Source organism: Guyparkeria hydrothermalis (assembly GCF_023555375.1).
In the GTDB taxonomy this organism is placed as follows: Bacteria; Pseudomonadota; Gammaproteobacteria; order Halothiobacillales; family Halothiobacillaceae; genus Guyparkeria; species Guyparkeria hydrothermalis.
This window is the reverse complement of sequence record NZ_JAJSEE010000002.1, coordinates 208,550-221,719: the sequence shown is the minus strand read 5'-3', so window position 1 is coordinate 221,719 and position 13,170 is coordinate 208,550. Positions and strand designations below refer to the sequence as shown.

Annotated in this window: 9 protein-coding genes and 1 riboswitch; of the genes, 2 read left to right on the top strand and 7 right to left on the bottom strand. The window is 66.3% G+C overall.

The features are described 5' to 3' along the window. Positions 1-143: 143 nt before the first annotated feature. The 7 genes from LV475_RS03585 to LV475_RS03555 form a co-directional block, all read right to left on the bottom strand. Positions 144-2,390 (bottom strand): PAS domain-containing protein, encoded by a 2,247-nt coding sequence (locus LV475_RS03585; protein ID WP_169303660.1) that lies wholly within the window; start codon positions 2,388-2,390, stop codon positions 144-146. 141 nt (positions 2,391-2,531) lie between these two features. Then, positions 2,532-3,596, bottom strand: a complete 1,065-nt coding sequence (fba, locus tag LV475_RS03580; RefSeq protein WP_136867816.1) for a class II fructose-bisphosphate aldolase — start codon at positions 3,594-3,596, stop codon at positions 2,532-2,534. Between the two features lie 146 nt (positions 3,597-3,742). Beyond that, positions 3,743-5,212: a pyruvate kinase gene (gene pyk / locus LV475_RS03575; protein WP_136867831.1), complete on the bottom strand. Its 1,470-nt coding sequence runs from the start codon at positions 5,210-5,212 to the stop codon at positions 3,743-3,745. 8 nt (positions 5,213-5,220) lie between these two features. Further along, complete coding sequence (locus tag LV475_RS03570) at positions 5,221-6,405, bottom strand: phosphoglycerate kinase (protein ID WP_136867817.1); 1,185 nt, start codon at positions 6,403-6,405, stop codon at positions 5,221-5,223. Positions 6,406-6,546: 141 nt separating this feature from the next. Continuing rightward, positions 6,547-7,545, bottom strand: a complete 999-nt coding sequence (gene gap / locus LV475_RS03565) for a type I glyceraldehyde-3-phosphate dehydrogenase (RefSeq protein WP_125199671.1) — start codon at positions 7,543-7,545, stop codon at positions 6,547-6,549. A 93-nt stretch (positions 7,546-7,638) separates the two neighbouring features. Then, on the bottom strand, positions 7,639-9,627 hold the full coding sequence (gene tkt, locus LV475_RS03560) for a transketolase (protein ID WP_250105773.1): 1,989 nt from the start codon (positions 9,625-9,627) through the stop codon (positions 7,639-7,641). Positions 9,628-9,828: 201 nt separating this feature from the next. After that, positions 9,829-10,383, bottom strand: coding sequence for a thioredoxin family protein (locus LV475_RS03555; protein ID WP_250105772.1), 555 nt, complete (start codon positions 10,381-10,383; stop codon positions 9,829-9,831). A gap of 332 nt (positions 10,384-10,715) precedes the next feature. Between LV475_RS03555 and LV475_RS03550 the strand changes: the two genes are divergently transcribed. Then, positions 10,716-11,588: a phosphate/phosphite/phosphonate ABC transporter substrate-binding protein gene (locus LV475_RS03550; RefSeq protein WP_250105771.1), complete on the top strand. Its 873-nt coding sequence runs from the start codon at positions 10,716-10,718 to the stop codon at positions 11,586-11,588. Between the two features lie 148 nt (positions 11,589-11,736). After that, positions 11,737-12,909 (top strand): methionine adenosyltransferase, encoded by a 1,173-nt coding sequence (gene metK / locus LV475_RS03545; protein WP_250105770.1) that lies wholly within the window; start codon positions 11,737-11,739, stop codon positions 12,907-12,909. 68 nt (positions 12,910-12,977) lie between these two features. Further along, positions 12,978-13,082: riboswitch (S-adenosyl-L-homocysteine riboswitch) on the top strand. Positions 13,083-13,170: the final 88 nt, after the last annotated feature.

The following is a 13,170-nucleotide window of genomic DNA, read 5'->3' as shown; positions in this document are numbered from 1 at the left end:
TGACACCTCGATCGGGAAGGGCCCGGATAATGGTCGACGGGGGCGGGGTTTGCAAGGGAACCTCTGCACGAATGCCATGCCACTCTGGCTTGGCAAGTCGTTCGTGACCAAGGCGCGTCGTCGCCGGCGTGCCGGTGGCCAGTTCAGTCCTCGCCGTCGCCGACCTCCTCGTCCTCGATCGGCATGGCCACCCCGGCGATTAGGACGAACCGGCCTTCGTCGTCCCGGATGGGGGTCAGCGTGGTGTGCCAGGTTCCCCGACCGGCCGGGAGATCGAGCGTTTCGTGGTAGCGGATCGCCCGCCCTGCCTCCAGGCAAGCTCGATACTGCCGGGTAACGTGGGCCGCGGCCTCGGGGCTGAGGATGTCTCCCGGAAACGCCCCGGCCAGCTGGTCGCGCAACAGGCCGGTCGCCCGCTCGTGGGCGGGGTTGTTGGTCAGGTAACGGAACGAGCCGTCGGGTTCGACGGCCACCAGGAAGATCGCTTCCTCGACCCCCTCGACGATCGAACGGTACAGCCGTTCGCTTTCCGCCAGCCGCTCCTCGAGCGCGACGGTCTCGCGCGAGTCGATCAACGCGCCGACGACACGCTCCGGACGCCCTTCGGCATCACGCAACAGGCGTGCGTGATCGGTCACCCACAACGCCGAGCCATTTGGCCGCAGCAAGCGATAGCGACTGCGCTTGCGGTCGTTCTCCCAGCGGGTGAAGTCCCCTTCCTCGAGCGCCCGCGCCCGATCCTCGGGGTGCAGGGTCTGCTCCCACCAGTCCGGCCCGTCGATCAGGGCATCCGGGGTGTAACCGAGGATCTCGCGAATATTGGCGCTGACGTACTCGAGCCGATCGGGACGGTCGGTGCGGAAGGTGTAGATAACCGCTGGACTCGCGGCGAGAAAGGCATCGAGGCGATCGCGCTCCGCTTGAGCCACCGCGGCGGCGCGGCGCTCGCGATCCACGTCGTGGAAGAACCACCACAGCCGGGCCGGGCGGCCCGATTCGTCGGCGATCGGGACGACCTGTACACGGAACCAGCCCGGACCACCCTGCAACGCCGGCAACCGAAGGGCGCCGTTCCAGCGCTCGCCGCGCGCAATCGCCCGTTCGAATGCCTCGAGTTGCAGGCCCTCGAGCCCCCGGGCACTCCAACCCCTCCCCTCGGACGAGGCGCCCGGGCCGAAGGTCCGGCGAAAAGCGTCGTTGGCCAGCAACGACCGCCCCTGCATGTCGGTGAGTTCCAGCGGCTGGGGGCTGAGCTCGAACAGCGCGTCGCGCTCGGCCTCGGCCCGATCGATCACCACCATCCAGCGGGTGCGCTGCCAGCGCGACAGCAGCCAGAGGCCCAGTGACGTCAGCAGAAACGCGACGGCGACGGCGGCAAGCAACGAGGCCAGGCGCGCCTGCATCGCCGCGTAAAGGTCGGTGACCGGCTCGACGGCCACGAGTTGGGCCGGCGAACGGCTTTCCTGGGTCAGGATCGGTACGGGACGCGAGACGGCCAGCCACTGCTCCTCGCCGGCGGCAAACCGCCAACGAGACGGTGGCTCGCCGTCGAGCCGACGAAGGGCGGCGGCCAATCCGGCGTTGTCGACCTTGGGCCCATCGACGTAGAACTCGCCGCTGCCGACCGGGGCAATGTGCCGGCGCTCGCGCATCTCCGCCCAGATGTTCGCCTCGGCGATCTCGGCCGGCAACAACAGGGTGGCGCGCGCGCCGAGGCTTTCCTCGAGGTAATTGTCGACCGGCTTGATGCCGGTGCCCACTTCCACCGTGCCGATCACGCGATCCGACCCGCCGGGCGACCCGCCCGGGTTGGGCGCCCACACCGGCTCGACCGCCCGGAAACCGGAGAACACGCGACCGACCTCGAAGCCCATCGCTCCGCGGCCGCTACGGTAGACCTCGGCCAGCAAGGGGCGGAGCGAGGCCAGCTCGTCACCGAAACGCTCGGGGGCATGCACCCGCAGGAAGCTGACCGCCTCGGGACCGAGATGGAACTGCATGACGCGGTCCTGGCCGTGGATCAGCTCGGAGGCGATGGGCGTGACCGCTCGGGCCAGCTTGCGGCGCAGGCGGGCCGCCCCCTCGCCGCCACCGGCCCCGCCTTCGAGCTCGACCATGGCGCGTGCCTGTGAGAGCAGTTCGCGCACGCGTTCGTCCAGGGCGAGAATCCGGGCGATGCGGGCCAGTTCGGCCTGGCGACTCGACAGGGCGTAGTCCGCCGTGTCGAGCAACCGGTCGGCGCGCGCCTCCACCTCGGCCTCGAATTCGCGCTGCACGAGTAGCGTGCCGAGCACGCCCAGCAGCAACCACCCCAACAACACCAGCAGCCAGACGACACGAAGCCCCGGTCGCCGGGTGTCGTCCGGCGGCCGGGGCACGTTGTCGTCCATGTGCGCGTGGCGTCCCATTGCGACGATTATCACGCATTTAGCGACTCTCGCCTACGCCTGTGGCGAGTTGACGGACACAAAAAACCCCGCCGGGTGGCGGGGTTGTCGTTTCGGCAGTGCCGGGCGGCTGCCCGGCGAAGATCAGCGGATCTTCTGCTTGAGGCTGCCGGACTCGTAACGCTTGTACATTTCTTCCAGAGAGATCGGACGGATCTTGGAAGCCATGCCGGCCGAACCGAAGGCCTCGAAGCGCGCCTTGCAGATGGCCTGCATGCCGGCGGTCGCTTCCTTGAGGAACTTGCGCGGGTCGAAGTTGGACCGGTTCTCGGCCAGGTGCTTGCGAACGGCACCGGTGGACGCCATGCGCAGGTCGGTGTCGATGTTGACCTTGCGGACACCGTGCTTGATGCCTTCGACGATCTCTTCAACCGGCACGCCGTAGGTCTGACCCATGTCGCCGCCGTAGTTGTTGATGATCTCCAGCCAGTCTTCCGGCACCGAGGAGGAACCGTGCATGACGAGGTGGGTGTCCGGGATCCGCTCGTGGATCTCCTTGACGCGGTCGATACGCAGGATTTGGCCGGTCGGCTTCTGCGTGAACTTGTAGGCGCCGTGGCTGGTGCCGATGGCGATCGCCAGGGCGTCGACGTCGGTCTGCTTGACGAACTGGGCCGCTTCTTCCGGATCAGTCAGCAGCATGTCCATGTCCAGCTTGCCTTCCGCGCCGTGGCCGTCTTCCTCGCCCATCTCGCCGGTTTCCAGCGAGCCGAGGCAGCCGAGCTCACCTTCGACGGACACACCGCCGGAGTGAGCCATCTCGACGACCTTGGCGGTAACGCCGGCGTTGTACTCGTAGTCGGACGGGGTCTTCATGTCCGGCAGCAGGGAGCCGTCCATCATGACCGAGGAGAAGCCCGACTGGATCGCACGCAGGCAGACGCCCGGATCCGAACCGTGGTCCTGGTGCATGACGATCGGGATGTGCGGGTACATCTCGGTGGCCGCCTCGACGAGGTGGCGCAGGAACGGCTCGCCCGCGTACTTGCGAGCACCGGCAGAGCCCTGCAGGATCACCGGGCTGTCGACTTCGTCGGCAGCCTGCATGATCGCGTGGATCTGCTCCATGTTGTTGACGTTGAACGCCGGCATGCCATAGCTGTTCTCAGCGGCATGGTCCAGCAGCTGGCGAAGCGAAATGAGCGCCATAGTGCCTCTCCTCAAGTTGAAACGTAGTTGCGAAACTGCACGGGCTTCCGGGCGATTCGACCCGAAAACCGAAAATTCGATCAGCGCGACAGCATACCCAGCGCACCGGGATATGCAAAATCGCGCCGGGACACGGCCTCCGCGCGTCAGTCGACGGAGATCACGTCCCCGACCCGAACGATCTTCATCGCGTTCGTGCCGCCCATCTGACCCATCAGGTCACCCTTGGTGATGATCACGAGGTCCCCCTCGTCGAGCTTCTCCATCTGTTGGAGGCTCTCGATCACCATCCGGTTGACCTCGGCGTGATCCGTCGAGGGCACCGGGAAGTGCACCGCCTGCACGCCACGGTAGAGACCGACGCGACGCGCGGTTTCCTCCGAGCGGGTGAAGGTGTAGATCGGGATGTCGGTGTCGACCCGGGACATCCACAGCGGGGTGGCCCCCGACTCGGACAGGGCGACGATCGCCGCGACCGAGAGGTGGTTGGCCGTGTAGATGGCGGAATACGCGATCGCCTGGTCGATGCGTTCGAAGGGCACGTCCAGCGGCGGCGCGCTCTTCTTGGCCTCGATCTGGTACTCGGCACGGTGGCAGACCCGCGACATGGTCTCGACCACGCGCACCGGGTATTTGCCCGCGGCGGTCTCGGCCGAGAGCATCACCGCATCGGTACCGTCGAGCACCGCGTTGGCCACGTCGAACACCTCGGCCCGGGTCGGGATCGGGTTGTCGATCATGGTCTCCATCATCTGGGTCGCAGTGATGACGGGGCGGTTGAGCTCCTTGGCCATCTTGATGAAGGCCTTCTGCACCGCGGGCAGCTCGGCATCGCCGATCTCCACACCCAGATCGCCGCGCGCGATCATGATCGCGTCACTGGCCTGGATGATCTCCCGGATGCAGTCGACCGCCTCGGCACGTTCGATCTTGGACACGATGTGCGCGCGGCAGCCGGCCTCCTGCAACAGGCGACGGGCCTCATGGATGTCCTCCGCCGATCGCGGGAAGGACACGGCGATGTAGTCCACCCCGATCTGGGCGGCCGTCTTGATGTCAGCGCGATCCTTGTCGGTGATCGCCGGCGCGGACAGACCACCGCCCTGACGGTTGATCCCCTTGTTGTTCGACAGCGTGCCGCCGACGGCCACCGTCGTACGCACCTGGTTGCCCTGGACCTCGTCGACCTTCAGAACGATGCGGCCGTCATCGAGCAGCAGGATGTCGCCCGGGCGCGAGTCGGAGACCAGCGCCTTGTAGGTGATGCCGACCTTGGTCTCGTCACCGCTGTCCGGGTCGAGGTCGGCATCCAGCGTGAACGGGCTGCCCTGCTCGAGCTCGACCTTGCCGCTCTTGAAACGGTCGATGCGGATCTTCGGGCCCTGCAGGTCGCCGAGGATCGCGACGTAGCGCCCTTCGGCCGCCGCGGCCTCGCGCACCATGTCCGCCCGCCGCTGGTGGTCGGCCGCCTTGCCGTGCGAGAAGTTCATCCGCACGACATCGATGCCCGCCCGCACCAGGTTGGTGATGGTGGCCAGGTCGTCACTGGCCGGACCCAGCGTCGCGACGATCTTGGTCCGTCGCTGCGCCGGCAGATGATCGGTAGAGCCGTGCATGTTCGCCATCAGCCTTTCGCCCGCTCTTCGAGTATGGCGACCGCCGGCAGGGTCTTGCCCTCGAGGAATTCGAGGAATGCGCCGCCGGCCGTGGAGATGTAGCTCACCTTGTCGTAGATGTCGTACTTCTGGATCGCCGCGATGGTGTCACCGCCACCGGCCAGGGTGAACGCCTTGGTGTCGGCGATCGCCTGGGAGATGCGCTTGGTGCCGTCGCCGAACTGGTCGAACTCGAACACGCCCACCGGGCCGTTCCAGACGACGGTGCCGGCGTTCTCGATCACCTTGGCCAGGGCCTCGGCGCTCTCCGGACCGATGTCGAAGATCATGTCGTCGTCCGCCACGTCCTCGACGCGCTTCAAGACCGCCGGCTCGTTCTCGTCGAACCGCTTGCCGACGACCACGTCGGTCGGCAGCGGGATGTTGGCACCGTTGCTCTTGAGCTTGTCCATCAGGGCCTTGGCGGTCGGGACCAGGTCGTCCTCGCAGAGCGACTTGCCCACCCCGTGACCGGCGGCCTTGACGAAGGTGTTGGCGATGCCGCCGCCGACGATCAGCTGGTCGACCTTGGCGGCCAGTGCCTCGAGGACGGTCAGCTTGGTGGAGACCTTGGAGCCGCCGACGATCGCGACCATCGGGCGAGCCGGGTTGGCCAGCGCCTTGGTCAGCGCCTCGAGCTCTTCGGTCAGCAGGGTGCCGGCACAGGCGACCGGGGCGAACTTGGCCACACCGTGAGTGGAGGCCTGCGCGCGGTGCGCGGTGCCGAAGGCGTCCATGACGAAGACGTCGCACAGCGCGGCGTACTGCTTGGCCAGCGCCTCGTCGTCCTTCTTCTCGCCCTTGTTGAAGCGGACGTTCTCGAGCATGACGACTTCGCCGGCGCCCACCTCGACGTTCGCGCCAAGGTAGTCGCGTACCAGGCGCACCTCGCGGCCGAGCTTCTCGCCCAGGTCCTTGGCGACCGGCGCGAGCGAATCACCCTCGGAGAACTCGCCTTCGGTCGGACGACCCAGGTGCGAGGTGACCATCACGTGGGCGCCCTGGTCGAGCGCGGCCTTGATGGTCCCCAGCGAGGCGCTGATGCGCGCATCGGAGGTGACCTTGCCGTCCTTGACCGGCACGTTCAGGTCGGCGCGGATCAACACGCGCTTGCCGGCAAGATCGAGATCAGTCATGCGGATGACGTTCGCCATGGAAAACTCCTCAATGAGACAGATAAAAAGCGGTAAGGGTTGGGTGACTTCCGCGCAGTTCCCAGTCCTTACGGCTCCCGCTTGATGCGGAATGCAGGTGGAAAAACGGGTGGGAAAACCCACCCGTTCCGATCACTCGGTTTACTTGCCGACGTGCTGGACGACGCGCAGCATGTTGCAGGTGTAACCGAACTCGTTGTCGTACCAGGCGACAACCTTGACGAAGGTGTCGTCCAGGGCGATGCCGGCCTTGGCATCGAACACGGACGGCTCCGGGTGACCACGGAAGTCGGTGGAAACGACCGCTTCCTCGGTGTAGCCCAGTACGCCCTTGAGCTCGCCCTGAGAGGCTTCCTTCATGGCCGCCTTGATGTCGTCCATGGAGGCGCCCTTCTCCAGCTCGGCGGTCAGGTCGACCACGGAGACGTCGGAGGTCGGGACGCGGAACGCCATGCCGGTCAGCTTGCCGTTCAAGGCCGGCAGGACCTTGCCCACGGCCTTGGCGGCACCGGTGGAGGACGGGATGATGTTCTCCAGGATGCCGCGGCCGCCGCGCCAATCCTTCTGGGACGGACCGTCAACGGTCTTCTGGGTGGCGGTGGCGGCGTGAACGGTGCTCATCAGGCCACGCTTGATGCCGAACTTGTCGTTCAGGACCTTGGCCACCGGCGCCAGGCAGTTGGTGGTGCAGGAGGCCGCGGAAACGATCTGCTGACCGGCGTAGTCGTTGTGGTTGACGCCGTAGACGAACATCGGGGTCGCGTCCTTGGACGGGGCCGACTGAACGACCTTCTTGGCGCCGGCGTCGATGTGCTTCTGGCAGGTTTCCTCGGTGAGGAACAGGCCGGTGGACTCGACCACGACGTCGACGTCCAGGTCGCCCCACTTGAGCTGGGACGGGTCCTTCTCGGCGGTCAGACGGATCTTCTTGCCGTTGACGACAAGGTTGTTGCCTTCGACCGACACGTCACCGTCGAAACGGCCGTGCACGGAGTCGTACTTGAGCATGTACGCCAGGTACTCCGGCTCGAGCAGGTCGTTGATGCCAACGATTTCCAGCTCCGGGAATTCCTGGGTCGCCGCACGGAACACCATGCGACCGATACGACCGAAGCCGTTGATACCGACACGAATAGCCATGGGTTTTCTCCTAATCGATACGTGGATACAAATCAGTCAGGGCGCATGCGATTGACGACACATGCGCCCAAAAATGGTTGATGCGACCGCGGATCACCCCAGCTTGCGGGCTTCCTCGGCGACGCGATCGGCGGTGAAGCCGAAGTACTCGAACAGGTCACCGGCCGGGGCGGACTCGCCGAAGGTATCCAGGCCGAAGACCTTGCCCTGGCTGCCGACGTACTTGTACCAGCCCTGGGTGACGCCGGCCTCGACGGCCATGCGCGCGGTCACGCCGCTCGGCAGTACGGATTCGCGGTAGGCCTCGTCCTGGGCGTCGAAGGCCTCGACGCACGGCATGGAGACGACGCGCACCTTCTTGTCCGTCAGCTTCTCGGCCGCGTCCATCGCCAGACCCACCTCGGAGCCGGTGGCGATCAGGATCAGGTCCGGCGTGCCGTCGCAGTCCTTCAGGACGTAACCGCCCTTCTCGATGTTGGCGATCTGCTCAGGCGTACGGCTCTGGTGCGGCAGGCCCTGGCGCGAGAAGACCAGCGAGGTCGGCGCGTCGCGGCGGACGACCGCCTGCTTCCAAGCCACCGCGGTCTCGACCGCGTCGCAGGGACGCCAGGTCTGCATGCGCGGGATCAGGCGCATGGTGGCAATCTGCTCGACCGGCTGGTGGGTCGGGCCGTCTTCACCCAGACCGATGGAGTCGTGGGTGTACACGAAGATCGAACCGATCTTCATCAGGCCGGCCATGCGCAGCGCGTTGCGGGCGTACTCGGAGAACATCAGGAAGGTGCCGGCGAACGGCAGCAGGCCGCCGTGCAGGACCATGCCGTTCATGATGGCGCTCATGCCGAACTCGCGCACGCCGTAGTGGATGTAGTTGGCATCCGACTCGGTGGCGGTCAGCGCGGTGCAGCCCTTCCAGGTGGTCAGGTTGGACGGCGCGAGGTCGGCCGAACCACCCACCAGTTCCGGCAGCATGTCGGCCAGACCGGTGATCACGGCCTGGGAAGCCTTGCGCGAGGCGACGCTCTCGCCCTTCGCATCGATCTCCTTGATCAGCGCGTCCATCTTGTCGTTGAAGTCGGCCGGCAGCTCGCCGTTCAGGCGACGCTTGAGCTCGGCGGCTTCGGCGGGATAAGCCTTCTCGTAGGCGGCAAAGGTCTCGTTCCACTCGGCCTCGGCCTTCGCACCCTTTTCGGTGGCGTCCCAGCCGGCGTAGACCTCGTCCGGGATGACGAACGGCTCGTGGTTCCAGCCGATGTTCTCGCGGGTGGCCTTGACCTCGGCATCGCCCAGGGCAGCGCCGTGGCAGTCGTGGGTGCCGCAGAGGTTCGGCGCGCCAAAGCCGATGACGGTCTTGGTGCAGATCATGGTCGGCTTGTCGTTGACCGAACGAGCCTCGCGGATGGCCGCGTCGATGGCGTCGGCGTCGTGACCGTCGACGTCACGAACGACGTGCCAGCCGTAGGACTCGAAGCGCTTGGGCGTGTCGTCGGTAAACCAGCCCTCGACGTGACCGTCGATGGAGATGCCGTTGTCGTCGTAGAAGGCGACCAGCTTGCCCAGACCCAGGGTGCCCGCCAGCGAGCAGGCCTCATGGGAAATGCCCTCCATCAGGCAGCCATCACCCAGGAAGCAATAGGTGTAGTGATCGACGACCTTGTGGCCCGGCTTGTTGAACTGACCGGCGAGCATCTTCTCGGCGATCGCCATGCCCACGGCGTTGGTGAGACCCTGGCCCAGCGGGCCGGTAGTGGTCTCGACGCCCGGGGTGTAGCCGTATTCCGGGTGACCCGGGGTCTTGGAGTGCAGCTGACGGAAGTTCTTCAGCTCTTCCATCGGCAGCTCGTAGCCGGTCAGGTGGAGCAGAGAGTAAATCAGCATCGAGCCGTGACCGTTGGAGAGCACGAAACGGTCGCGGTTCGGCCATTCCGGGTTCTTCGGGTTGTGGTGCATGTAGTCGTTCCACAGCACCTCGGCGATGTCCGCCATGCCCATGGGGGCACCCGGGTGACCCGAATTCGCCTTCTGAACGGCGTCCATGCTCAACGCGCGAATCGCGTTGGCAAGCTCTCTACGTGTCGACATAAAACACTCCAAAGGGTTGAAAAAGAAGCGGTTCGGGGCGCCGTGTGCAATACGCACGCAGACGACGGCGCCTGGCCTTGAGGCAGGCGCGGAAGTTGCGCGACATTGTCCCCAAAACCCTCACGCAAGGCAACCACCCTGTTTTTCAAACACTTAGGGCAGCCAGCCTTTCGCCACAGGCGGGCGCGCAGCGCCGGCCGATCAGGCCTCGCGCCACTTGATCGAGCAGCCCATCGACGGCACTTGCTCCTCCGGACCGCGACCGGTTTCGGCGACCTGCGTCATCGCCTCGAACAGCTCGCGCGGGGCATCCGGCTCGGCCTCCTTGCGCGAGGCATCCAGCCGGCCGCGGTACTGCAGTTCGAGGTCCGCGTTGTAGCCGAAGAAGTCCGGCGTGCAGACGGCACCATAGGCCTTGGCGGCCGACTGGGACTCATCGATCAGGTAGGGGAAGGGGAACTTGTGGGCCTCGGCGACGCGCTTCATGTTCTCGGGCGAGTCTTCCGGGTAGTCGCTCGGGTCGTTGGACATGATCGCGACGGTATTCACGCCCAGTCCCTTGAGCTCGCGGGCATCACGCACGATGCGGTCGAGGACCGCCTTGACGTAAGGGCAGTGATTGCAGATGAACATCACCAGCGTGCCCTTCTCACCCTGCACGTCACTCAGGCGCCAGATGCGCCCCTCGACGTCCGGCAGGGCGAAATCCACGGCGGGCCGACCAAAATCGCAGACTGGGGTTTCCGTGCGAGCCATGAGCAAACCTCCTTAATAGGGTCACGGGGAGAGAAGCAACAAGCGATAGCGGGTGTCGCGAGCCCGCCAGTCTCGCACGACAGGCCCACCGGCCGACAAGCCGCCGTCGGTGTTCCGCGGTTACCCCGAGGGTCTGCTCGCCGCCCCGAGGGCAACTGTGATATTTTTCCTTCCGATTTGAATGACCGCCACGTCGCCGGTGGCGAGGCTGCAGAACAGCTCTGCAGCACAGGACAAAACGACTTCAGGCACCGCAGGCAAACCGGCAAAAGACCGGTCGCGCCCAGATAAAGACAACCGAGCCATCGCCAAGGATCAGGAGAGCCCCGCCCATGCACGCGTCGACGCGCCCCGCCAACGCCACCAGCCCCGCCACCCAACGACACGGCCAGCGTCACGACCAGGCCCCGCGCCTGCTCGCGCTGCTCGCCGGGGCGGCCGCGCTGCTGGCCTCGGCACTCCCCGCCACCGCCGAGGACAGCCTGAAGATGGCGATCGCCCCGTTCCTGCCGGAGACGGAGCTGAACGACGCCTACGCCCCGGTGGCCGACTACCTGAGTCGCCGCTTGGGCGAGACCGTGGAACTCCAGCTGTTCCCCAACTACCTCTCGTTCTGGGAAGCGACCCGCGGCGGATCCGACTTCGACATCGCGCTCGACGCCGCCCCGGTGACCGATTTCCGCGTCCAGCGCCAGAACTGGCAGGTGATCGCGAGGTTTGACGGCGAGGTGACCCAATCGCTGGTCACCCGCGAGGACGACCTGATCCTCTCGCCCAAGGAGCTGGTGAACAAGCGCGTCGCGGTCCAACCGTCCCCGTCCGTCGGCGCACTGGTGCTCTACCAGCTCTTCCCCAACCCGGTTCAGCAGCCGGTGCTCGTCTTCGAGCGCACCAACCGCGACGTCGCCACCGCGGTGATCGAAGGCAAGGCCAAGGCGGGCGTCATCCCCACGCCGCTGGTGGGCGGCTACCCGGGCCTGTACCCGGTGATCACCACCGAACCGCTGCCGTTCCTGGGCTTCTCGGTCTCGCCGGAACTCAACAAGCGTACCCGCGACGCCCTGCAACAGGCGCTGCTGTCATTCGCCGAAACCGAGGAGGGCCAGCGCATCCTCGAGGAACAGCAGCTGACCGACATCGTGCCGGCAAACAACCGCTACTACGCGGGCAACGCGGAGCTGCTGGTCGGCACCTACGGCTACTGAGACGTCCGCGGCTGAACCCGGGTCACGAAACCCGGGCTGCTGAACGTCGGGGCAAGCTGTGCCATGATTGCGCCCGCCGGGCGGCATGACCCTGCCCGGCCACCACGATTCGACCGCCCCAACTGCACGCAAAAGAGGCCTGCACGCCATGAGCGCAAATGCCGCCAAGCGCCACCTGTTTACCTCCGAGTCCGTCTCCAAGGGCCATCCGGACAAGATCGCCGACCAGATCAGCGACGCGATCCTCGACGCGATCCTGGAACAGGACCCGTCGGCCCGCGTCGCCTGCGAGGCGCTGGTGAAGACCGGCTTCGTCGTGCTCGCCGGCGAGGTGACCACCTCGGCGTGGGTGGACGTCGACGAGCTGGTGCGCGAGGTGATCGTCGACATCGGCTACACCAGCTCGGAGCTGGGCTTTGACGGCCACACCTGCGGTGTGCTCAACGCGATCGGAAAGCAGTCCTCCGACATCGCCCAGGGCGTCGACCGCGAGGATGCCGCCAACCAGGGTGCCGGTGATCAGGGCCTGATGTTCGGTTACGCGACCAACGAGACCGACGTGCTCATGCCCGCGCCGATCACCTACGCCCACCGACTGGTCCAGCGCCAGTCCGAGGTGCGCGAGGCCGGCACCCTGCCGTGGCTGCGCCCCGACGCGAAATCCCAGGTGACCTTCCGCTACGAGGACGGCGTGCCTGTGGGCATCGACGCGGTGGTGCTCTCCACGCAGCACAACCCGGACATCGCCCAGACCGACCTGCACGAGGCGGTGATGGAAGAGATCATCAAGCCGACGCTGCCGGCCGAGTGGCTCGATCGGCACACCAAGTACCACATCAACCCCACCGGCCAGTTCATCATCGGCGGCCCGGTGGGCGACTGCGGCCTGACCGGACGCAAGATCATCGTCGACACCTACGGCGGCATGGCCCGCCATGGGGGCGGCGCCTTCTCGGGCAAGGATCCCTCCAAGGTCGATCGTTCGGCCGCCTACGCCGGGCGCTACGTGGCCAAGAACATCGTCGCCGCGGGTCTCGCCGACCGTTGCGAGATCCAGATCTCCTATGCCATCGGCGTGGCCGAGCCGACCTCGATCTCGGTCGATACCTTCGGTACCGGCCACATCCCCGACGAACGCATCACCGATCTCGTGCGCAAGCATTTCGATCTGCGCCCCTACGGCATCCTGCAGATGCTCGACCTGATCCGGCCGATCTACCGCAAGACCGCCGTCGGCGGCCACTTCGGCCGCGAGGAACCGGAGTTCAGCTGGGAGCGCACCGACCGGGCCGACGCACTGCGGGCCGACGCCGGCCTGTAAGGCATCGGCGCGACTCCCCGTGCAGACCGTCCCGCGGGCGGTTATAATCCGCGACTGATTTTCCCGCCCCGACCGAGGAGCGCTGCAATCCACCGCCATGTGGGTCAGGCTCGGCCGGGGCGCGGCGGTCGGGGCATTCGCCCCGGCCACCCGATCAACGGCGCTCTTGAGAACCCGGCCCACCGGGTTCGCTTTCAAGCCTCGACTTGAACAAGAGCCGCACGACACGCCCTCTCGTTCAGGTCGATACCCATCGAAAGA

What these genes read in the sequence shown, in the direction of transcription:
- LV475_RS03585 (WP_169303660.1), bottom strand. Translation starts at nt 2,390, where the DNA reads ATGGACGACAACGTGCCCCGGCCGCCGGACGACACCCGGCGACCGGGG.
- fba (WP_136867816.1), bottom strand. Translation starts at nt 3,596, where the DNA reads ATGGCGCTCATTTCGCTTCGCCAGCTGCTGGACCATGCCGCTGAGAAC.
- pyk (WP_136867831.1), bottom strand. Translation starts at nt 5,212, where the DNA reads ATGCACGGCTCTACCGATCATCTGCCGGCGCAGCGACGGACCAAGATC.
- LV475_RS03570 (WP_136867817.1), bottom strand. Translation starts at nt 6,405, where the DNA reads ATGGCGAACGTCATCCGCATGACTGATCTCGATCTTGCCGGCAAGCGC.
- gap (WP_125199671.1), bottom strand. Translation starts at nt 7,545, where the DNA reads ATGGCTATTCGTGTCGGTATCAACGGCTTCGGTCGTATCGGTCGCATG.
- tkt (WP_250105773.1), bottom strand. Translation starts at nt 9,627, where the DNA reads ATGTCGACACGTAGAGAGCTTGCCAACGCGATTCGCGCGTTGAGCATG.
- LV475_RS03555 (WP_250105772.1), bottom strand. Translation starts at nt 10,383, where the DNA reads ATGGCTCGCACGGAAACCCCAGTCTGCGATTTTGGTCGGCCCGCCGTG.
- LV475_RS03550 (WP_250105771.1), top strand. Translation starts at nt 10,716, where the DNA reads ATGCACGCGTCGACGCGCCCCGCCAACGCCACCAGCCCCGCCACCCAA.
- metK (WP_250105770.1), top strand. Translation starts at nt 11,737, where the DNA reads ATGAGCGCAAATGCCGCCAAGCGCCACCTGTTTACCTCCGAGTCCGTC.